This window comes from Dorea sp. AM58-8 (assembly GCF_003464045.1).
Classification (GTDB): Bacteria; Bacillota; Clostridia; order Lachnospirales; family Lachnospiraceae; genus Claveliimonas; species Claveliimonas ammoniilytica.
In genome coordinates this window covers 186,081-206,822 of record NZ_QSDM01000002.1, presented here as the reverse complement: position 1 = coordinate 206,822, position 20,742 = coordinate 186,081, and the positions used below count along the sequence as shown (strand labels likewise).

Annotated in this window: 29 protein-coding genes; 3 read left to right on the top strand and 26 right to left on the bottom strand. The window is 44.8% G+C overall.

What is annotated here, in order from left to right:
• Positions 1 to 70: 70 nt before the first annotated feature.
• Positions 71 to 1,228: a sensor histidine kinase gene (locus DXA18_RS02775; protein WP_118382561.1), complete on the bottom strand. Its 1,158-nt coding sequence runs from the start codon at positions 1,226 to 1,228 to the stop codon at positions 71 to 73.
• Complete coding sequence (locus tag DXA18_RS02770) at positions 1,225 to 1,848, bottom strand: response regulator transcription factor (protein ID WP_243007011.1); 624 nt, start codon at positions 1,846 to 1,848, stop codon at positions 1,225 to 1,227. The genes DXA18_RS02775 and DXA18_RS02770 overlap by 4 nt, the downstream gene beginning before the upstream one ends.
• Before the next feature lie 159 nt (positions 1,849 to 2,007).
• Here DXA18_RS02770 and DXA18_RS17265 point away from each other — a divergent pair, with 159 nt between their 5' ends.
• The 3 genes from DXA18_RS17265 to DXA18_RS02755 are packed head-to-tail and all read left to right on the top strand — an operon-like array spanning position 2,008 to position 3,943.
• The gene (locus DXA18_RS17265) at positions 2,008 to 2,148 is read left to right on the top strand and encodes a CD1871A family CXXC motif-containing protein (RefSeq protein ID WP_118382559.1); all 141 of its coding nucleotides are present in this window, start codon (positions 2,008 to 2,010) and stop codon (positions 2,146 to 2,148) included.
• Entirely contained in the window at positions 2,141 to 3,013 is an 873-nt protein-coding gene (locus tag DXA18_RS02760; protein ID WP_118382558.1) for a 4Fe-4S binding protein, read from the top strand. The genes DXA18_RS17265 and DXA18_RS02760 overlap by 8 nt, the downstream gene beginning before the upstream one ends.
• A 27-nt stretch (positions 3,014 to 3,040) precedes the next feature.
• A complete protein-coding gene (locus tag DXA18_RS02755; protein ID WP_118382557.1) occupies positions 3,041 to 3,943 on the top strand; it encodes a TlpA disulfide reductase family protein in 903 nt (300 codons plus the stop codon).
• Between the two features lie 334 nt (positions 3,944 to 4,277).
• Here the strand turns inward: DXA18_RS02755 and DXA18_RS02750 are convergent, their stop codons facing one another.
• From DXA18_RS02750 to DXA18_RS02640, 24 genes are all read right to left on the bottom strand, one after another.
• Entirely contained in the window at positions 4,278 to 4,475 is a 198-nt protein-coding gene (locus DXA18_RS02750) for a zinc ribbon domain-containing protein (RefSeq protein ID WP_118382556.1), read from the bottom strand.
• Positions 4,476 to 4,816: 341 nt separating this feature from the next.
• Positions 4,817 to 5,542 (bottom strand): hypothetical protein, encoded by a 726-nt coding sequence (locus tag DXA18_RS02745; protein ID WP_118382555.1) that lies wholly within the window; start codon positions 5,540 to 5,542, stop codon positions 4,817 to 4,819.
• Between the two features lie 17 nt (positions 5,543 to 5,559).
• Entirely contained in the window at positions 5,560 to 6,375 is an 816-nt protein-coding gene (locus tag DXA18_RS02740) for an SH3 domain-containing protein (RefSeq protein WP_118382554.1), read from the bottom strand.
• The gene (locus tag DXA18_RS02735; protein ID WP_055062292.1) at positions 6,372 to 6,707 is read right to left on the bottom strand and encodes a hypothetical protein; all 336 of its coding nucleotides are present in this window, start codon (positions 6,705 to 6,707) and stop codon (positions 6,372 to 6,374) included. The genes DXA18_RS02740 and DXA18_RS02735 overlap by 4 nt, the downstream gene beginning before the upstream one ends.
• Entirely contained in the window at positions 6,700 to 7,065 is a 366-nt protein-coding gene (locus DXA18_RS02730) for a hypothetical protein (RefSeq protein WP_004605283.1), read from the bottom strand. Before DXA18_RS02730 ends, DXA18_RS02735 begins: the two co-directional genes overlap by 8 nt.
• Positions 7,062 to 7,430 (bottom strand): hypothetical protein, encoded by a 369-nt coding sequence (locus DXA18_RS02725; protein WP_003506207.1) that lies wholly within the window; start codon positions 7,428 to 7,430, stop codon positions 7,062 to 7,064. The genes DXA18_RS02730 and DXA18_RS02725 overlap by 4 nt, the downstream gene beginning before the upstream one ends.
• Before the next feature lie 48 nt (positions 7,431 to 7,478).
• The gene (locus DXA18_RS02720; RefSeq protein ID WP_004605281.1) at positions 7,479 to 7,793 is read right to left on the bottom strand and encodes a hypothetical protein; all 315 of its coding nucleotides are present in this window, start codon (positions 7,791 to 7,793) and stop codon (positions 7,479 to 7,481) included.
• The gene (locus tag DXA18_RS02715) at positions 7,783 to 8,022 is read right to left on the bottom strand and encodes a hypothetical protein (RefSeq protein WP_003506202.1); all 240 of its coding nucleotides are present in this window, start codon (positions 8,020 to 8,022) and stop codon (positions 7,783 to 7,785) included. Before DXA18_RS02715 ends, DXA18_RS02720 begins: the two co-directional genes overlap by 11 nt.
• Positions 8,019 to 8,171, bottom strand: a complete 153-nt coding sequence (locus DXA18_RS02710) for an XkdX family protein (RefSeq protein WP_081337312.1) — start codon at positions 8,169 to 8,171, stop codon at positions 8,019 to 8,021. The genes DXA18_RS02715 and DXA18_RS02710 overlap by 4 nt, the downstream gene beginning before the upstream one ends.
• 1 nt (position 8,172) lies before the next feature.
• Positions 8,173 to 8,322, bottom strand: a complete 150-nt coding sequence (locus tag DXA18_RS15600) for a hypothetical protein (protein ID WP_004605279.1) — start codon at positions 8,320 to 8,322, stop codon at positions 8,173 to 8,175.
• A 1-nt stretch (position 8,323) separates the two neighbouring features.
• Positions 8,324 to 9,622, bottom strand: coding sequence for an RNA-directed DNA polymerase (locus tag DXA18_RS02705; protein ID WP_118382553.1), 1,299 nt, complete (start codon positions 9,620 to 9,622; stop codon positions 8,324 to 8,326).
• 457 nt (positions 9,623 to 10,079) lie between these two features.
• A complete protein-coding gene (locus DXA18_RS02700; RefSeq protein WP_118382552.1) occupies positions 10,080 to 11,318 on the bottom strand; it encodes a hypothetical protein in 1,239 nt (412 codons plus the stop codon).
• Positions 11,318 to 11,704 (bottom strand): hypothetical protein, encoded by a 387-nt coding sequence (locus DXA18_RS02695; protein WP_003506196.1) that lies wholly within the window; start codon positions 11,702 to 11,704, stop codon positions 11,318 to 11,320. Before DXA18_RS02695 ends, DXA18_RS02700 begins: the two co-directional genes overlap by 1 nt.
• A gap of 17 nt (positions 11,705 to 11,721) precedes the next feature.
• Positions 11,722 to 12,573 carry a BppU family phage baseplate upper protein gene (locus DXA18_RS02690; protein WP_055062297.1) on the bottom strand — a complete coding sequence of 284 codons (852 nt, stop codon included), beginning with the start codon at positions 12,571 to 12,573 and terminating at the stop codon, positions 11,722 to 11,724.
• Between the two features lie 4 nt (positions 12,574 to 12,577).
• Positions 12,578 to 13,588 carry a phage tail protein gene (locus tag DXA18_RS02685; RefSeq protein ID WP_207724089.1) on the bottom strand — a complete coding sequence of 337 codons (1,011 nt, stop codon included), beginning with the start codon at positions 13,586 to 13,588 and terminating at the stop codon, positions 12,578 to 12,580.
• An 11-nt stretch (positions 13,589 to 13,599) separates the two neighbouring features.
• Positions 13,600 to 14,307 carry a phage distal tail protein gene (locus tag DXA18_RS02680; protein WP_055062298.1) on the bottom strand — a complete coding sequence of 236 codons (708 nt, stop codon included), beginning with the start codon at positions 14,305 to 14,307 and terminating at the stop codon, positions 13,600 to 13,602.
• A 4-nt stretch (positions 14,308 to 14,311) separates the two neighbouring features.
• Positions 14,312 to 17,665: a hypothetical protein gene (locus DXA18_RS02675; protein WP_243007002.1), complete on the bottom strand. Its 3,354-nt coding sequence runs from the start codon at positions 17,663 to 17,665 to the stop codon at positions 14,312 to 14,314.
• Between the two features lie 20 nt (positions 17,666 to 17,685).
• Positions 17,686 to 18,210, bottom strand: coding sequence for a hypothetical protein (locus tag DXA18_RS02670; protein WP_055062299.1), 525 nt, complete (start codon positions 18,208 to 18,210; stop codon positions 17,686 to 17,688).
• The gene (gene gpG, locus DXA18_RS02665; protein ID WP_118382551.1) at positions 18,207 to 18,542 is read right to left on the bottom strand and encodes a phage tail assembly chaperone G; all 336 of its coding nucleotides are present in this window, start codon (positions 18,540 to 18,542) and stop codon (positions 18,207 to 18,209) included. The genes DXA18_RS02670 and gpG overlap by 4 nt, the downstream gene beginning before the upstream one ends.
• A 32-nt stretch (positions 18,543 to 18,574) precedes the next feature.
• On the bottom strand, positions 18,575 to 19,210 hold the full coding sequence (locus DXA18_RS02660; RefSeq protein WP_003506181.1) for a major tail protein: 636 nt from the start codon (positions 19,208 to 19,210) through the stop codon (positions 18,575 to 18,577).
• Entirely contained in the window at positions 19,207 to 19,575 is a 369-nt protein-coding gene (locus tag DXA18_RS02655) for a hypothetical protein (RefSeq protein ID WP_004605269.1), read from the bottom strand. Before DXA18_RS02655 ends, DXA18_RS02660 begins: the two co-directional genes overlap by 4 nt.
• A gap of 5 nt (positions 19,576 to 19,580) precedes the next feature.
• Positions 19,581 to 20,036: an HK97-gp10 family putative phage morphogenesis protein gene (locus DXA18_RS02650; RefSeq protein WP_118382550.1), complete on the bottom strand. Its 456-nt coding sequence runs from the start codon at positions 20,034 to 20,036 to the stop codon at positions 19,581 to 19,583.
• 29 nt (positions 20,037 to 20,065) lie between these two features.
• Positions 20,066 to 20,383, bottom strand: coding sequence for a phage head closure protein (locus DXA18_RS02645; RefSeq protein WP_003506176.1), 318 nt, complete (start codon positions 20,381 to 20,383; stop codon positions 20,066 to 20,068).
• Positions 20,380 to 20,691, bottom strand: a complete 312-nt coding sequence (locus DXA18_RS02640; RefSeq protein ID WP_003506174.1) for a head-tail connector protein — start codon at positions 20,689 to 20,691, stop codon at positions 20,380 to 20,382. Before DXA18_RS02640 ends, DXA18_RS02645 begins: the two co-directional genes overlap by 4 nt.
• Positions 20,692 to 20,742: the final 51 nt, after the last annotated feature.

Here is a 20,742-nt window from a genome sequence, read left to right as displayed (position 1 = left end):
ATTCCCTTCTTTCAAATGCTCTAAGTTCTTTTATAGTATACTAAAATCTCTAACGTTTTTCAACGAATGGTTAAATATATCCCTGAGTAAACATCACATCAAAAATTGTCCCCCCGGACGGATTGGCTCTGACCGTAATACTGCCATCATGTACTCGCACGATTTCCCGTACCAGCGCAAGTCCAAGTCCTACACCGCCAAGCTCCCTGCTTCTGGATTTATCCACACGAAAGAACGGTTCAAACACGCGCTCTCTTAGATCTTCAGGAATTCCGCTTCCCGTATCCTCTACTGACAGATAAATATGTTTTTCCTTCTGGTATGCTGTTACTGTAACCTGTCCGTCCAAATGATTATATTTTATAGCATTTTCAACAAGATTGTATACCAGCCTGTAAATAAGGATATCACTTCCAATCATCGTTATATCCTTACATTTCCCAATCAGTTTTATATTCTTTTCCTGTGCGAGCGGTTCCAGATCCTCCAATACTTCATCAATAAGAGCGTCAACTATAATTTTTTCATCCCGCCCTACTGTCTGAAGCTCGCTCATATCAAGCAGCGTCTTTACCATTTTGCTGAGTCTGTCATTCTGTTCCGTAACCATCTTTATCGTCTGTAATGTGTCTGCATCCTGATCCGGATGTCGGGTGGAATTGTATAGATCAAGCTGTACCTGCATCAGAGATAATGGGGTTCGAAGCTCATGTGCCGCATTTGCAGTAAATTGTCTCTGTATCTCAAATGCATCTGAGAGTCGTTCAAGCATCTTGTTATATGAAACACTAAGCTGATTCAGCTCTTTAATCTTATTTTCTTCTATTCGTGAAGCTGCCAGATTTTGTGCCTGTACCTCTTCGATTTTATCTGAAAACTCATTGATTGGTCTGAGTGCATGCCCACTTATAAAATATGTAGCTACCCCTCCAAGAAGAGCCAGTAAGGCTGAAATAATCAAACTGTTTCTTTTGTAGTCTACCTTATTATTGTACACCTGAACAGAAAAATCATTTGCAAACTCATCCCACTTATCCTCCGGAATGCTGATGTATATTTCTTCTGAATCCCCCTCTTTATCATCTTCCCGGGCATCAACGGCCTCTTGCAGCGAATCCATATAATACACACCATTTTTATAAATAAACATCGTCAGACAGCCACATATGATCGCAATGCATAATGTAGTTATGCAGGTAAGCCTCCATTGCAGTGACATTCGTTTCATTGATCGGACTCCTCTCTTATTTTATATCCTTCTCCTACCTTGTTCATAATCGGATCATATCCAAGCACTGACTTAAGCTTTCTTCGCAGCGAAGACATATGTACTCTGATAGCTCCACTAAAACTATCTGCAGATGCATCCCAGACATGCTCCATCAATTCCTCCTGACTTACCGGTCTTCCCAGATTAAGAAGTAAATATTCCAAAATACCCTTTTCTTTTCTTGTCAGAGAAATCATTTCCCCTTTTGCATATGCCTCACGCTTTATCGTATTGAATTCTATCTCGCCGCTTTCCAGGCATACATCCTTCTGCACAAATTTCCTTCTTGTCAGACTTCTGATACGTGCCTCAAGTTCCTGCAAGTGGAATGGTTTTTCCATATAATCATTTGCCCCTGCATCCAGTCCTTCAACTTTATCCGCAATCTGCCCCCTTGCAGATAATATAAGAACCTTTGTCTCCTCATTCATCTGCCGAAGTTCCTTTAGGATCTCCATCCCATCCATGCCGGGCAGATTCAGATCCAGAACAATCAAATCATAATTCTCTGCCAGAATGCATTCAAGAGCATCCTCTCCGTCATAACAGGTATCCACCTCGTACCCAATATCATACATTCTTTTTGCAACCGTATCACATATTTGTTTCTCGTCTTCAACTATTAATAATCTCAAGATTCTTTCACCTGTTTCTTAACAATAATTTTACACCAGCTATTGTATAATACCAATGTCAGCTGGTCAACAAATACAACAAACGAAAGGAGTAATAAAAACTTGAAATGCAAAAAATCATCTCAAATTGTTTTGCTCATCACAAGTATAACTATGGTTAGCTATGGTGTAATCAGGGGTGAAGCAGCTGTCGTGCTTGGTAAAGCAATAAAACTATGTCTGGAGTGTGTCGGAATTGGATAAGAAAAAGAATTTACTGTCAAAAAAAATAGCCGGAATACGCGGATGGATACAGGCAGGTGCCACGCTGCTCACCAATATTCATATTCCCAATTTGTTTAAAGCAACCATATATCAGGGCAATGCTAAAACAGTATGTGTACCGGGATTAAACTGTTATTCCTGTCCTGCTGCAACGGGAGCATGCCCGATCGGAGCCTTTCAGGCGGTTATCGGATCATCCAGCTTTAAATTTTCATACTACATAACCGGTTTTTTTATTTTGCTCGGTGTGACACTTGGAAGATTTATATGTGGTTTTTTGTGCCCGTTTGGATGGTTTCAGGATTTGCTTCATAAAATCCCGGGGAAAAAATTTTCTACAGCCCGCCTGAAACCGCTAAGATACCTAAAATATATCATTCTTATTATTTTCGTTATACTTCTTCCAATGTTTGTAACGAACTCAATAGGAATGGGTGATCCATTCTTCTGTAAATACATTTGTCCGCAAGGCGTTTTGGAAGGAGCTATACCTCTCTCACTTGGAAATGCTGCTATACGGTCTGCACTGGGAACGCTTTTTTCTTTTAAATGCGTTATTCTAATCACAGTTATTGTGTTAAGTGTTATATTTTACAGACCCTTCTGTAAATGGATTTGTCCTCTTGGAGCAATCTATTCATTGTTTAATAAGGTAAGCTTTCTTTCGATCAAAGTTGAGAACAGCAAATGCGTCGGATGCGGCCAATGTTCAACGGCATGCAAAATGGATGTCGATGTGTGTAAAACTCCAGACCATCCAGAATGCATACGATGCGGAGCCTGTATAAAGGCTTGTCCGAAAGATGCCATCCACTATGAGTTTATGGGTAACCATTCATCTTAATACTATTATTTAAAGGAGCAATTATTCATGAAAACAAAAAGAACATTTATTTCTATTTTTACACTCTGCGTAGCATTATTACTTACAGCATGCAACGGAAACAAAACTTCAGACACTGAAAATTCTCAGAATACCCAGACTGAATCCAGCACAGACTCTTCTGACGGTTCCAATACGAAACTGGATGATTTGTATCAGCAGGAAAACCAGCTCTTTGCAGATCATAAAGACGTATGGGACAAAGCATTTGGCATGATGAATAAAAGCGCTGCTGATCCAAACGGAAATTATGCGGATTATCTGGCTGACACAGTTGAATCAAACAAAGATTCTTTTACAGATGACGAACTGAAAATACTTACAGATGATATTGAAACGATACGAAAAATCGAGGAGCAGATCGCAGAACTCGAAAAGAAAAATGCCGCATCAGATAGCCAGAAAAACACTTCCGACGATGCATCTCCTTTTAAGAATTTTTCCGGCAAAGATTATGATGGCAATTCTGTTGATGAAAGCCTGTTTTCCAAAAATGCAGTAACTGTCGTTAATTTCTGGTTTACCGGCTGCAAACCTTGTGTTGCTGAGCTGTCTAAGCTTAACGAATTGAACGATGCCATTAAGGCAATGGGAGGCGAAGTAATAGGCATCAACACCGAAACCTTCGACGAAAATAAATCTGCCATTAAAGAAGCAGCATCCATTCTCGAAAGTCAGGGTGCCAAATATCGCAATCTCTCCATTGACTCTACTTCAGATGCAGGCAAATACGCCTCCGGTATTATGGCATTTCCTACAACAATACTAGTTGACAGAAATGGTAATATTGTGGGTGATCCTATGCTCGGTGGAATTGATAACCAGGATAACTATGATACTTTGATGAAACAGATTCAATCTGTAATTGATGCAGATAATACGAATAAATAATAGAGAAAAAGGAGCTGTCGTGAAGTGAACTGAACTGCTTCCCGTCAAGTAGACAATTGAAAAAATATAAATTTTTCCTGCCAGCAGAAATTTATCTGCTGGCAGTTTTTATGCAGCTTAAATCTTGAAAATCCTGTTTTTGATTTTGAATGACGAATATAAGTCATCAGGATGATACAGACCAAATCGTTCATAGATGCTGTCGAAACCCTCACCATTCTTCAAACTACCGGAGTAAACCTTGTTGTAATGGCTTCCTCTCACAGGCAATAGCCGCTCTTAATCAACTCAATCAAATATAATTTTATTCAATAAAACAAACTGAATTTGTCTCTTAATCCTTCAATTTCGATAAATCTTCTAAATACATTTCTGTATATCCACATTCTGGGCAAACTGCAACTCTAACATCATCTATAGTTGTCGCCTTTTGTTTTTCATCTACACGAACAACAATCCCATAACCACCGCCGCTAACTTTAAGTCTCAAATCCAATTTCATGCTTGCTCCGCACTTTTGACATTTTCTCATTGTATATACCTCCAAATCCGATTTGTCTATCTCATAAACCTGTCTTTTTATTTTTCAATCTGACCTCATAGTTGTTGTGATTTTTGCTGTATACTCGCTACATATCCACCAATTTTCATCACATTTCTGGACGCCTCACAGAATCGAAAAGTAAAGAAAACCCCAGAAACACGCGGTTTCTGAGGTTTTATAAATCTTTTTACGTTCCAAACGATTATCGCTTGCATAATTCCGACCCTTGAAAAATAAGGCTTTTCAAGCATTTTGTCAGTTACCCGTGTGTTACTCAAACCCCTCGGAGAGTTCTCCCGTTGTTTTATTATAACACACCCGTCCGGAACTTACACCTCAATGATGCGAACATGCTCCGGCTGACCGGACAGGAAAATTCCGTCGATAGTCTCAAGCATTTTCTTTCCCTCTACTGTGTGAATTGCCTTGATATAATACGACTGTCCTCTCACTGCACGTCCGCAGATACTTTCATTTCCCCATGATGCAGAACGACGGAGATTCAGAGCACCATCACAATCAACGATCGCTCTTGTGGTCTTTTCCGGATAGATTGTGTCAGAATCGGACACCTGTTCCTCTGCTTTTCTTTCATCGTCTCCGGATGTCTCCTGCCCTGCTGCATCGTCTCCATCGCCGGAGGTCTGCTGTCCGTTCTCCTGCTCGCTATTTGCCCCATTCTGCCCGTTTTCCGGTTCTACTGGTGCATTTCCTCCAGTGCCTCCGTTTTCGTCGTCTGTGGACGCTCCTGCGTTGCCCTGCTGTCCCTCTGCATCCTTTTCATCGGTGAGGGTTGTTGCTGCTTTGAGTTCCTCTGCGGTCATCGTGCCGACCTTGTTCCCGTCTGCATTGTAGGTGTTCACGCTACCGTCGGGATTTGTCTCCAGTGCTCCCTCCGGAACATTGTCCGTGAGTGAGCCGATGACGTTTCCGTTTTCATCCCACACAACCAGTTCCTCGTTTTTTGCTGCTGCTTTCAACGCTCCCTCGATTGTCTTGTATTCCTTGCAGTCCTCTTTTTTGAACTCCGTTCCTTTGCCTAAATAGTATAACATGTTTTCGCCCTCCTCTGCTACTTTTTGAGATATTTGCTCGACGCAAATCCCACCACGTTTTTATATGCTACATACAACCACTTCACTCCGGACACATCCGTGTAATATCCATAACACTGACACGTCTCTCCGCTCTGCATTGTCGTCAAGACTTTCTTGTCTTTTCCTGTTCCTGCTCCCGACCGTAGATTCAACGCTCCTGCTCCCGTTACCTTGTACGTTCCTGCAAGGCTCTTGTTGAACCCTTTTGCGGTCTCCAGTTTCACGTTGCTATTGATTGGAACTGTCTGCGATGCACCTCCTCCGGATGTCTTTGCTCCATTGGTGAGGTTCGTCGCCACATGAGCACCATCGTTCAACAGAATGTCGCCCTCAAGCAAATACGCATCTGATGTCAGATATTTTTTATCTGTCAGCACCTCGAATCCTGCTGCCTTGAGTGCTGCCCGCAGGTTTCCGGTATAACATGCAGTGCTCACATTTTTCAGTTTCTCATTTTTCAGTCTATATCCTGCACCTTTTACGATTGCAGCAACACCGGACGAACAGTCAGCCTCGCACGGAACTGTGATTTGAGCAGGGTCGAAATTTGAATCCGCAAGGTTCGTCCAAAATGTTCCCCTGTGCGACTGACAATATCCGACCATATTGTTGACTGCTGCTGCCTTTGCCATCTGTGCAATGAGTTTTCTCGTTGCTGCATCCGGATGACGGAGAACGCATTTCCACGGTCTGTTATACCAGTTTATAACCTGCCACTCTGTTCCCGTCTGATCTCCGGCTTTTCCTCCGGAATATTTTCCTCTCTCGTCGTGTCCGCAATTTGAAATCATTTCTTTTCCTCCTTTTGTTTCTTATCTCCGGAATCATCTATCACTGACATAATGAATATAAAAGCCAGTATGAACGGAACTCCTATCCATATCACCGCCACCAATACCGACAAAATGAAAAATGTCAGTTTGACCATGATTCTGTCCTGTTTCGTTTCCTGTTCCTCGTAGTATTCCGGAAACAACTCTTTTTCCCGCTCCTCTTTTTCGGACTGCCTTTCAAGCATCCAAAAAATAACAAACGTCAAAACGAATGTAACTGCTGCCCCGATGATGTACACCGTCACCATCGTGCTCCAGTGCTGTGACATGAAAATCTCAATTTCACTCACTGCCCTCACCTGCCTCGTTCGCAATGAGTTTCTGCACCGCCTCATTGCTGTCAAGCATCGTTCTCATTTGCTCAAGAGCCTCGTCCACCATCATGCTGAACATGTCGAATGTGATGACCTTTGCAAGCCACTCAAACCTTGCCACAAACATGTCGTACACATACCGGAGTTTGAGTTTTCCTGTTCCTGCTCCCAGTTCCTTTTCTGCTTTTGTCACCGCATACAAGAGCCACTCTCTGACCTTGTTCAACTGCTTATCAGATGGCATTTTCACAAAAGAATAAATTGCGTACCCGATAGAGCCTCCCACTGCTGCTATTGCCACGATAACAAACCAATTTTCAACGATGAATTTCATCCCTGCACCTCCTCATTATTGTCTGCATTGATGTCATCCGGTTCGTTCTCGTGCTGTTTTCCTGTATCTTTCTTTGTAACCGTCTTTACTGACTTAATGAGTGCCATCGCACCGCCCTCCACTGACAGGAATCGAAATACATTCTCTGTCAATGTTGATGGTTCAGCACCCACTCTCACAAACACTATAATCGCCACAACTGTGTAGATAAATGCTGCAAGAATCATACAGATAACAACACGATTCATGAACTGACCGGAGACTTTGTTTTTCCGCTTTGCTGCCCGCTGTTCTATCCGGTACAATTTTCTTTTATGCCGGAAATACATGCGACGCTCTGCGTTCGTCATCCTGCTTTTGTTCACTTGTTGCCTCCTTTATGTGGTTGATTCTTGCCTGTTCCCGCCCTCCTGTTATTGGTCGGTCTTAATGTTCAAATTCATCCCGTCCAGTCTCTTGTGATACGATTTCAATGACTGCTCAACTATGAGAACCCTGTCGTGTAAATCCTGCACCTCTGCCCGTGTCTCTTTGTAGTCACGTTTGATGTCTTTGACATCGTCGGCAATGTTCTCCAGTTTTGTCATCATGAGTGTGTTCGCTGTCGCACGTTCCTCCGTCTCCTGCTCTGCATCCTTTTTGTCATTCCGCTTTTTATTGGAAATCCCGAAAAAGATTGCAAATGCGACGGAAATCCCGCTCAACAACAATGAGAGTTCAATCGTCACTCGGCTGCTCCTTTCCGAACGCTCCCACGTCGTCGGTGTCGCAGTATCGTCTCATGTGGTACTCAAGGACATCCAGTTTCCCGTCTGCCTCATTGACCATGTTCCGGAGTTCCTCTTTGACCCCCTCCTCCACTTTTGAGCGTTCAATCATTTCTTGCTGCTTTTTCACGATTCCGGACAACTCCTCCGTTATCTCACACAACCGTGATATTATTTCAAGCGGTGTCATTTTACTTCACCACCGGAATATTTTTCTCCCGTGATGTATTCATATTCCTCCGCTGAAATACTTCCTTTTGTGACACGCTCTGCGATCTGTTCCTTGGTGAGAGTGCCTTTCTTGTACATTCTTTTCAGACTTTCGACAAGTATTTTCATATTAAATCAACCCCTCCTCAATCAACTGTTGTGTGTATTCGTCGATGACTGCATCTTTCTGAAACTGTGTCACGGATTCAACGATTCCTGTTGTGTTGGATGCAACAACCTCCTGCATGAGCGTCAATCTGTCATATTCCTCCCGTGACATCTCACGCTCCTCTCGCTGCCATCCGGTGATTTTCTTTCCGTCTGCATCCTCTTTCGTTGCTTTCTTGATATTGCGTCTCTGATATACCGTTGTCGGTGATGCTGTTGTGTCGAACTCCTCCGGCTGTTCTGCCTCCGTTCCGAACACTTCTCTCCATTCTTTCATGTTTTTCTCGCTCCTTTCTCTTTGAATGTTTGCTAACTATTTTCTTTAATTTCTTAACATTCACATAAGGCTTGACCCTTTGCAGGTACATGTCGTATGTGTCTGTATTGCTCAAGTAACCCATGTATGACAGAATTGCGGTCGCATCGTACCATGTGATTTTCTCTTTCTTTGCGACACGGTTGACTTTCCGTGTGCAACTCAACATGATGCTTTCCCGCAGAATCGTCTTGTCGTGATAGAACTGGAATCCCATGAAATCGAGTGGTCTCCCTTTTCTCTTTCCGGTCTTTTTCTCTGTGTAATCGAACCGGAACACCTGCCAGTTTCCTTTCATCAGCAAGTTGAACTTTTCTCTCAAGAATCTCTCAATCTCCTGCTGCATCCTGTGGAGTTCCTTTTTGTTCTTTCCGAACACCACCATATCATCCATATACCGGATATAATGCACCGCTTTCAACTGTTCTTTGATGAAATGGTCGAGAGGCTGCAACATGAAATTTGACAACCACTGCGATGTGTAAAACCCTAAAGGCAACCCGACCTCGCTCCCGTCAATTATCAGTTCGAGGATGTACAACATTCTCTCGTCTCTGATTTTCTTCTTGAGCCACGCTTTCAAGACATCATGGTCAACACTCTCGAAAAAGTGTCGAATATCCATCTTGAGAACATATTTGCAGTTCTTTTTGTCTCGCTGAATCCACCTCTCGATGTACTTTTTCCCATAATGAGCACCCCTGTTCGGAACGCTCCCGCACGAGAACTCATACATCCCTTTCATGAAAATGTCATAACACGCAGAGACGACAATGTGGTGAATCACCTGCTCATAATTGTATCGAGGTTTCTCAATCATTCTCACTTTTCTGCTCGTTCCCTCGTTGATGCAAACTTTCCCGTGTCTTGATGGTTTCCATGCCTTTTCCGGATGCGGTACGTCGTACCCCTCCGGTGCAGTGTTCTCAAGTTGCTCGACGACGTTCTTGACATGTCTCTGAATGTTGGTCGGCTCTAATATCACCGCAACGTCCGGACGTTCTGTTTTGCCCTTTGCTGCTTTATGAAATTTTTGCTCAACATTGCTATGTTCTAACATAGGCTTGTACAGGTTATTGACGGATTTCTTTCCCATCTTTCTTATCACCTCAAGGTCTTTCTGATATTCTTACTCGACCCTGCCTGCATCGGTATCATTTCCACTGGTTAGGTGTATTTCAACACCCTGCGGTGTAGGAAAAAGGTGTGCTTTTGGTTAAATGCTCCATAATTTGATAAGATTGGCTCGCCACGATGTTCGTGTTCACGTTCGTCGCAGGGTTGTTCACATTCCAGTACGACAAACCGCACTTCGACCCGTTGCCACGGTTGCCACCGAACAGGGCAAGGACGCACACCGATTCCCCTGTCATGTCAAGGTCATCTTTTTGTCATGTCGGAGATTCTATCACAATTTTTTCTGTTTGTGTCGGATGTGCCTCCCGTTTCCATCATCGTGGAAAATCCTTGTCGTACCGGACACCTCGGAGGGTAAACCCTCCGAACCTCCCTTTTTATTGCGGGGGAGTATCTCCCCCGTTCCCCCTCGCTGCTTACGCAGCAGCAACAGGCGGTTTACAAGAAAGGCTCGCCACGATGTACGTGTTCACGTCCGTCGCAGGGTTGCTCACATTCCAGCACGACAAACCGCACTTCGACCCGTCGCCACGGCGGCCACCGAACAGGGCAACTGCAACGATCGTATTGTTGAACCATAACCCATCACATTCGTATGTGGTCTCACTTCCGGATGCAACGGTCGGGATTCTTCCGATGTCGGATGCCATTTCCATTCTTGAACAGTAGCCTCCGGATGTTCCGGACGGTGTCAGTCCTGTGTTTGTGTACCCCGCACCTGTTGAGTTGTACGGAGGAACTGCTTTCACATGATACACTCCGTTGATAAGCAGCAGACCTCTCAAACGTTTCCAGTAGTTCGCAAAGAAGTTCTCGCAGTAAAATACTTTGACTGCCTGTGTGGTCGATGTATAACCGAAAAACTGTCCTTTTCCGTTGAGTGTTCCGGTCTGCAAGAAATTGTCGGATTGACTGTTTCCGTTTCCAAACTTGCCTTGTGAATTGGTGCTGCATGTAATCATCGTACACATTTCATACATGAGGTTGATTTCAGAAAATGACTGTTTATCCCATCTGTCACCGTTCTGCTTTGCTGCGGTCGTCTCCTGCTCGTCTGTCATGGACGCTGTCGGTGTGAGACCGGAGAGCGAACGCATCCTGCTGTTGACAACCGAACCCTCGTACATCGGGAAATATGTCACGGGCAGGACATTTCCGTCTGCGTCGGTGTGTGCGTATGCTTTGTATGTGTCATCGTACTGCTCCTCACAGAACACAACAAAATGATAATTGTTCTGTGTCCATCTCTTGACCCAAATCAGAGGAATCTCGGACATTGCATTTCCACCGTATGATGTTTTTGTGATGTCCGATGCTCCTCCGTTCAGCTTGAGAGCATGGTTTTCATGATTCAGTTCATAGTCAACCGTTCCGTCAGTTCTTACCATGACCGGACGGTTTTTCTTTACGAACCAAATATCTCCCCAGTCTCCATAATCGAACCCGCCTCCTGCGAAATTCATTCCTGCGGGTGTCATTCCAACCGCATCATAAAGATATTTGACACGGGTTGCCGGATTGCTGTCGAGGAGGTTGATTCTCATTCCGTATCTTTTCGGTTTTGCTTTTGCGTCCTCGATAATTTTCTTTGTGTTGGAAAGAATCTCCTGCGACGTGGATTCTTTCGCCATGAATATTCTGTCACCTGCTGCCATTATTCACTTGCCTCCTTTGTGATTTCCTCAAAATACAACGTACCGTTTGAGATACCCATTCGATACTTGATTTGTGTCGCATCGTCCTCCAGTTCGACAGTCGTTGCCAGTGCTTTCATTTCTGCAAGCAACTCCGTTCCCTTTTTGACCATGTCGTCATAGTACGTTTTTGCATCTTTGTCCATTCCGGTCTTGATTTCTCTGACCTCCTCGATGTCAAATGCGACAGGGAGGCTCATGAACTCGGTCGAACCGTTACCGATTCGGATGATTCTGTGACCGCTTGTCGTGGTTTCGAGACCCAGTTCTCCATCATCGAGAACCCTCTTGCTCTCCGTCCACTCTGCGGTCGTTCCCTTTTTCAGAGTGATTGTTGCTGTTGCCATTCTTTTTCACCTCTTTCTCAAATTGTGTGTGACGTTCCTGCGATATACTTGTCATAATCGGTCGTGAACGGTGTTCCTCCCTTGACAAGCAGGAGGTCGGTTGATTTTGGTGTTCCTCCATCCACATTGATGTTGATGTCCGTCTCAAGTTCTCTGATGCGTTCATAATAGTCTTTGACTGCTGCCAGTATCGCATCAAGACCGGACTGACTGATGATGATTTTGTTTGCCTCCTCGGTCGCTGTCAGACATTTCTTTGTCTGCTCGATTGCTGCCTCCATCGCCTCGACACATTTTGCAATCGCCTTTGCGGTGTCATCCTCTCTCCGGCTCTCTTTGATTTCTCTTGCCTTTTCAGCAGCCTCTCTCAACCGCTCCTGTGCCTGTCTGACCGCCTCTGCTGCATCAATGGTGTTCTGTGTGTCCTGTGCGATTTGCAGAGCCTCTCTCGCTGCTGCAATGGTGTTCTCCAGTCTTGTATATTCTCCGGAGTGAATGATTTCCGATTCATCCCGCTGTGACGGAAAAATCTCCATCTCAAACGTCGCACTCGTCAGCAATGCACCATTTTGATACAACTGCACCTCACATAATGCTGTTCCGTGAACCTGCAACATGCCTCTTGTGAGAGGAATGAGAGCCTCATTTCCGGACTTTTCTCCATCGTTGTGAACGTGTGTCTTGTCCGGTTTGGTCATGTTGATAATGACCTCCACATTGTCCGGTATCTCATACACGACACCGTCCTCCATGAGCGTCACTCCGATGTACCGTGTTCCCATATCCATCTGTTTCGCTGCAACTGCAAAATGCTGTGTGTCTCCATACAAATCCACTTTGATGTGTCTAATGATTTCCAATTTTCTCACCTCCTCATGACAATTCTTGCTCGGTTCTCTGAACCTCCTCGAATGACAGTCTTGTGTTTGCCAGTTCGACCTTGTTCTTTTCTTTCGTCAACGGGTATTCATAGAATTTCACAATCCTGTGGCTCTCACGGATTCCCGTTGACTTGGAGATCAGCAGCACCGTGTCTCCCAGTGCTATACTGAACACCTCTTTGTACTGTTCTTTTTTCTCCTCGTCCTGCACTGCCTCAACAAGATTGATGATTTCTGCTGTGTACGACCTGTATGGTTTGGAAAGTTCGTCCAGTTTCGCCTCCGCATCCTCTTTCAGTGATTCCGCATCCGTGTATCTTTCATCTTTCCACGTCATCGTTTTCACTTTCTTTGAATACTGGTGATTCTCAACATAATTTTTCCCGTCGATATTCAGCATCAATCCATCTTTCCCTATCGGAATGAGCCTTGTTGCAAAGTCGTATGAGTTTGACTGTACCTGCAACCGCTTGAGATTCAGACGTTCAATGAAATATGCTCCTCTGTCCTCTCCGTATTTCTCATATACCGAAATTCCCTTGTTCAGAGAATCGAACACCATCTCGCATCTATACGTTGTGATTGCCTGTTGAGCGACATCCCATGCAGAACAGTTCTGTTCTATCCGGATTGTTCTCTTTTTGGAAACATCGCACCGGATGACTTTCCATCCAGTTCCGTCGATTGCCTCTGTCAGACATTCATCGACCGTCTTTTCCACAGTCTCAAATCCCTGCGGATATTGTTTGCCCTCCAGTTCCTCGACGTTCAATGTTCCGGTGCATTTGTACCATTCCCCGCTCGGCTCGACCTGCTTGATAACAAATTCGTCCGTGTCGGTTCTGATATATCCCTCCTCTTTGATGTCCGCTGCATACCTGTTTGTCTTTCGGAACTCGAATGTGATTTCCTTATCTCCGGTCTTGAGAGTGCTTGTGATGCACGTTTCTTTTATTCCGGATAAAATACACACCTTTTCGTGTGAATCATTGTACAAATCCATCTGACCGCCTCCTATAACCACATAGGTTTATACTGCAATGTGACAAGTGCGTTATTGTCAGAGAAAATGAGATGATGTTCCTTTTCCTGCCCTGTTGTGAGATACGGAAATTCCATCAATGACACATCCTTGAACTTGTTCTCTCCGTCCATCGTTGCGAATCCTGTTTCTCCGTCAATGATGACGGTTGCTCCTCTCGGAATCGTGTCGATAATAATTTCACCGCAGGAAAGACCGTTGATTCTTAACTGCTCAATGTACTCCGTTGCTGTGATTGTCAGTCTGCACGGTGTCGCCCTGTTTCCCTGTGCCTCAAATATTGCCTCATACGCTCCCTGCCAGTTCAAACTCACTTCGTCGCTGAACCAGTACCCCGTGAATTTGAACTCTGCTGTGTACCGTGTTTTCGTTATTGTCTTGCTCAACGAGTTCCCCGTCATATATGCCTTAAAATGGCGACTGTACCCGTCCAGTGTAAGGACAACACCTTTCTGCAACTCTGCATTGAAATCACTGACATGTTTTTGAACCTCGTCTCTGTCTTTTCCTCTGAACAGGACTGTCACTGTCAGTCCGGACAATGGTGTGTATGTTTCGGATTCCGACGGTATCAATGCCCCGTCGAACATCTCCACCGTCACCCCCGTCTGTGGAGGCTCGAAATCAACTGTCAACTGCTTTGCATCGAATGACCGAATGTCTATGCTGTCAATTTTCATGTCCTCACCTCCGTTTTTTTGTTGCTATTGCAAGATTATCACTGACCTTTTCGGTCGTTCTGCTTGCCACTTCGTCTCCGTCAATATAGTTGTGAACCTCGATAAAAGCGTTCACATTCTGATTGATCGCTTTCAGCTTTCGGTCAAGCATTGAGTTCAATTCTGTGTAGAACTCTGCAAGTGGCAAAATTGCCTCTGCTCCTGCCTCTCCTCCGACCATGAGCCTCGTTCCATTCATTCCGAACACTGTCGGACTTGTCATGATTCCTCCTGTTTTGTACCATTCAACACCGAATGACGGTACAGATGGAGGGTTCAGACTGAACGAACCGGATATACTAAAATGTGGCATTTTCAAATGTGGCAATGACCACTCAAAATTGAAAAATCCCTTGATTTTGTCGATAGCGTTTGAGACCGCTGTCTTTGCGGATTCCATCTTTTCGCTGAATTTTGCTCGTATGCTCTCCATGACTGAACCGACCGTTGAAAGAGCACCGTTCAATTTTGTCGAGAAAGATGACTTGATGCTGTCGAGTTTTCCACCTGTCAACGTGTTCGCTGTGGACATGAGCGAGTTCATCGTGTCCTTGATGCCTGTGAATGTAGCCGACACAATTCCTTTCATGCCCCCGCCTTTTTCGTTATAGGCAGATTTCATATTTTCCAGTTTTGTGGAAACATTGGTCTTTGCGGTCTCCATGAGATTCGTCGCTGTGTCCTTGATGTTTGTAAACCTCGTTGACCATCCCTGTTTTACGCTCTCGACCTTGTTTGTAAAATCGTTCTTGAGTGACAGGAGTTTGTTGCTCGCATCTGTGTTCCACTGTTGCATCGTCGTTGAAATCGTCGATTTCATGTGAGACCATCCGGTTGACACATAGGACTGTATTCCGGAAATCTTCGTCGTGAAATCGGTTCTGATTTCCGTCAGTTTATTTGATGCGTTTGTTTTCCACTCGGTCATCTTGGATGTGACCGTCGTTTTCATATTCTCCCAACCCTCGGAGACTTTCGTCTTGATTTCCGATGTCTTTTCGGAGAATTTTGTCTTGATTTCTGTCAGTTTTCCTCCCGACAGATTATCAACGAACGTGAATCCGGCTGTGTAATAGCCTTTGATTCCCTCCCATCCTGCTGCAACTACTCCTTTAATACCGCCCCCGTTTTCCTCATAGGCGGTTTTCATGTTCCCCAGTTTCTCCTTTGCAGTGTCAACTGCTGCCCCCATGAACTTTGTGACAGTATTTTTCACCGCTGAAAACGTCTTTGTCGCTGCTTGTCCGACTGCACTATTCGCAACCGAATCTTTTATCTCGTTCACCTTATTCGTGACCGCCTCTTTTGCTTTCGAGAACGCTCCCGTTATGGTTTCCTTGATTGCGTTGAATTTCTCCTTGACGTTACTCCACAACTCGGATAATTTTTCTTTGACCTTATCCCAGTTTTTATATAAAGCGATTCCTGCTGCGATCAGTCCTGCAATCAGTGTCACAATTAAAATAATCGGACACAGATTCATGACTGCATTGAGGGCGGTCTGTGCCACCGTCATTCCTCCAGTCACTCCGGTCGCTGTCGCTGTTGCTGCGGTATGTGCTGCCTCCGCTGCTGCCCCTGCTGTGTCTGCTGCTGTTCCTGCTGCGGTTGCTGCTGTCTTGGCTGTTATCTTTGCGATGATTCCTCCGACAAACGATGCAAACTGTTGACCTGTTTTCACCGTCGTCGATATTCCCTGTGCTACTTTTCCGAATCCGATTGCTAAAGGACCCACCGCAGCCACCACAAGACCGACCTTGATGATTGTCTGCTGTTGCCCCTCGTCAAGAGAGGTGAACCACTTTGTCAGTTCTTGAATCTTTGTCGTCACCTTTTCGATGACTGGTGCTGCTGCGGTCTGTGCTGTTGTCGCCAGTGTTGACAATGCCAGTTTTGCATTGTTTATCGCTATTGTTGCATTATCAATCGGGTCGAGTGTTCCGTTGTATGTGTCCTCGACCGTCGTTCCATATTCTGACATTGAGGATGACAGGCTTGTGAGGTCAATTCTGTTCTCTCGGATTGCTGTCGCCATTTCCGCAGCACCCTTTTTCCCGAACAGTTCTGTCGCAATCTGTAAAGCCTCTGTGTCCGTCTTTGCGTTCTTAATGCTGCCGATTGTCTCCTCCAGTGCGACATCCATTGACTTTCCCTCGGCTGTTGCGTTCTGCAATGCCTTTTTCAGTCCTGCCAGTGCTGTCGTAGAATCAACACCGTTCGCATCGAATTGAGCCATCAAATTGATTGCTTGTGGTAATGACAACCCCATCTCTTTGAACGCTGAATTGTTATCCAGTACATAACTTTCGAGTTTGTCAACGGAAATTCCTGTCTCCTGTGCTTTTGATGTCAGCAATCCCAACAGATTCCCCGTCTGTGATGTGTCTATGTTCCACGCTTTCATGATTTTGTCCACTTGGTCAACAGACTGTGTCACATTCGTTCCGTTTATGCTCGAAAACTGAATGAATTGCGTTGACAGGCTCTCCAGTTCCTCTCCTGTCGAATGAAATCTCGTGTTTACTTCACCGATAGCCTCTCCGACCGTTGACATGTCCTCCGGCATACTTCCGAAAACATTGTCCGCAGATGCGGTCAATCCCTCCAGTGCCTCTCCGGTTGCTCCGGTCTTTGTCACTATCGTGTCATATCCCTCGTCGAGTTCCTTGAACGATGCGATTGATGCTGCTCCTATTGCAGCAATTCCCGCAGAAACGACGGACATTTTCTTTCCGAAACTCTCCATCTTTTGTCCTGCTTTGTCACAACCGCTTGCAAATTCATTCAGTTTATGATTTTTCAGTTCCTTGTTTACTTTTTCGAGTTCAGATTCCATCTCGACGAGTGATGCTTTTGATGCGTTCGTCTTTGTGGTCTGATTTGCAAGAGCAGTCTCCGTCTTTCCTATTGCTGTCTCGTTTGCCTTAAATTCCTGCTCCAGTTTGTCGAGTTCCTCTTTCAGTGCCTTTGACTGCTCTGAATTTGCTCCGGTCGCCTTTGTTGAATCCTCATAGGCTTTCTTTGCTGCCTCGACCTTTGTTTTCAATTCCTCCTGCTTTGTCTTTTGGTCTGAAAGTTTCTGTGTGAGTTTTGCTTGTTGCTCACTGTTTAATTGAACGATATTCTTTTGCAGAGTGATTTTTTGAGTGAGGCTCTCGGCTTTCGCCTTGAGTTGGTCTGCTGCCGAACCGAACGCTTTTGCTTGCGTCTGTGCCAGTTTGAACTCACTGGATAACACTTTCATCTGTGACGCAGCGGATTTCATTTGTGACTGATAATCAGACGAATTTGCTGAAATCTTCACGCTTGTATGTGCCATCGGTTCTCCTCCTCTCTGTGTTATGTGTTCTCGTTCACCGTTTCAAGTTCAAATTTCAGATATTTCAGCAGTTCAATGATATTTTCTTTCATGCACTGCCCGTATGATTCCCGCATGAGCCGAATCGCAATTTTTGTCACACGGTCAACGATTTCTCCGCATATCTTCCATGTGTTCTGTTCTTCCTGCTCCTCGTCCTCATACCCATTCTCACGGTCATATTCGTCGAACGCAGATGTCTCTCTTTCGATTGGCTCTGTCTCGACAATGTTCAGCAACGCATCGGAAACAATATCCTGCATGATGAAATGAATCCCCTTTGATGCTGTCAGAAATTCAATGACATCCACCTCACCCAGTTCATCGAGAGACATCCTGTTTCCGAATATCTCTTGAATAATTCTTTTGTTGAAAAACAGTGCATCCGTTATTTTGTCCGAACCGTTTTTCTCCATGAGTGCAGCATATTTCTTGTACTGCTCAACCGTTATGTTATTGATGAATACTTTTCCTGTGCTGCAAGTGATTGTTATTTCCGGAATCACTTGCCACTCTGAAAATTTTTCATCATCTTGTCCATTCTCTTGTTCATTTCCTCTGCGATTCCCATGTCAATCATGTTGAACTCGATGACGATTCCTGCTGCATCCAGTCCGCTCTCTGCGTCCTTTAACTCGTCAACCGTGAACTGATTTCCGTATGCTTTGCAGATGAACAACATCATCGCCTCAATTTCCTGTCGTGAGTATCTTTTTGACGCTCTCTCGGATGTCGCAGCGTCAATCTGTTCTGCAAGATCGAGATATTCCATGTATGTGTCCGCAGACATTTTCTCCATTTTGAACTCTTTATGATTCACGATAATTTTTCTATTCATTGAATTATCCTCCTGTTATATCCTCTCTTGTTTTACGCTGCTGCGTCCGGTGCTTCCTGCACTTTTGAGAACCAGTCTTTGATTGCTGTTGCTGCATCCGTGTCCTCTGCTACAAGGTTGGATTCATCAACAGATACCTCATACAGATTGTCGATGCTACGCTCGTAGAAACTGCCCTTGATGCTCTTGGTTGTAGGTGACAGTTTTCCCTCTTTAGTGCTTGCCTCCTCGCTGATACCCTCTGCAAACTTTCCGACATAAAGCCACTTGAACTCATATTTTCCGTTGAGTTTTCTTTCTCTCCATCCGACAGCGACCTCCGGTGCTCTGTCGTCAGATGACTTTCTCAAGAATCCTTTCTCGTACAACTGCCCGAACAGAATCACTCTGTCCTGCGGTGCAAGAGCATTGATTTCCAGTTCGACATCTGTTCCCTCGTATGAGGTGATGACCTCCTCGGTGTTATCGTCGGAGTAGATTTTCTCACTTGTCCACTTTTCATCAATTTTCGCTTTGATTGCCCTTGCTAATTTCACCGGAGTTCCGGCTGTGTATGCTGTTGCAGTATTGCTCTGCACCAGTGCGATGTAGAAATCTTTCAGACCGCAAGTTCTACTCCTTACAATCTGCTGTGTGGTTTCATTTACCTGTGTTACTGTTTCGCTCATGATTTTTCCTCGCTTTCATAATATTTTGTGAATCGCTGTGCTTTCATATAGATTCCATCCTCCGGTTTTGAATCGTCTCCGTTTCTCCCCTCGAATGAGAACCCATTCTCTTTCATGAGAGACTTGATTTCCCTTGCCAGTTCCACCTCGTCCTCCTTTGAGAAAATGGTGACTTGCAAGGAAAGTGTCACTCCCTCCGCATCATCATCCGAAAAATTATCATCGGTTTCGCCCAAATCCCACAATGTCACATGACATTTGTTGAGGTCTTTGTCATACCACCCCTGCATCACGGTGATTCCTCTGTCCTCTATCGGCTTGAGTGCGTCTGATGCGTCTTTTATGATGTCCGGACTGCTGTCCATGCTTATCACCCCACTGTCCTGTCTAAATACGCTTGATATTCCTGTTCTGCTATCTTTTGCAGTTCTGCATCTGCCTCCCTGCCTGTTGCATATATGAACTCTTGTGGCGGTCTGTAAATCGTTCCCCAGTTAATAAAACGGACGTAGAAATGACCGCCCTCGTCCTGTGTGTTCTTTTCCCATCCGACATCTGCTGTCGCTCCCGTACCGTTCACCTTTACTTTCCCGATAGGGATTTCATCTGCTGCATGTGCGGACACTGATGATTTTGAACCGAACCCTCGCCCACTTTTTTTGATGTCCTTTGACTTTGGGATTTTTCCGGACATGATTCTCTGTACAACTGGTTCTCCTTTTTCAGCGATCGTTTTATTCACCTGTGCAATATCTTCATCCGATGCAGCACTTTCAAACGCTTTTACCAGTTCCTCCAGTCCTTTGAACTCAATGTCAATTTTCATGTCCTCACCTCCGTGTCAGAATGTGACACCTATGCAACCGCACGACATTTCACAAGCACCCATCCGTTATCTGTGAACATCGGTGATGCGTCATAGATGTCGAATCGTGTTCCGTCATACTCTGCATAGAACTCTTTCATTTTCTTTCTGACCTCTTTCATCCGCTTGCAATTCCGAACCTTGAAAACAATGGTGTTCTCAAGACCTGCTTGCAGTGCTGTGTATTTCTCATTTGTTCCCAAACTCTGAACATCGCACCAACACTCATAAAACACCTCTGTGGTCGGTTCTTTCCTGCCCTCCTTGATTTCTGTGGTCACTCTGATTATTTTCACCCGTCCGGTCATTCACTGCTCCCTCCATACTTTTCATTGAGTAGCATGGTTGAGACCGCATTTGTGAGTTGCTGTGTACCGTTCTGATACTTCTCCCTGTGGTCATACAATTCCTTGACGAAAGAATATACAAGCAATCTCTGACGGGCGGTCAAATTGTATGGGTCGAAATTCGGAATCAGTTCCATCAATTCCTCTGATGCAATCGCCTCAACCATAGTCTCGACAATGTCCTTGTCGTCGTCATAGTCGATGTGATTGTATTTCATGCAGTCCTCAACCAGTTTGTCTCTATACTCTTTCTTTTCCTCGTCCGTCATTTCATTCACCTGCTTTCAATCACAGGGCGGGTGTTCCCGCCCTGCTGCATT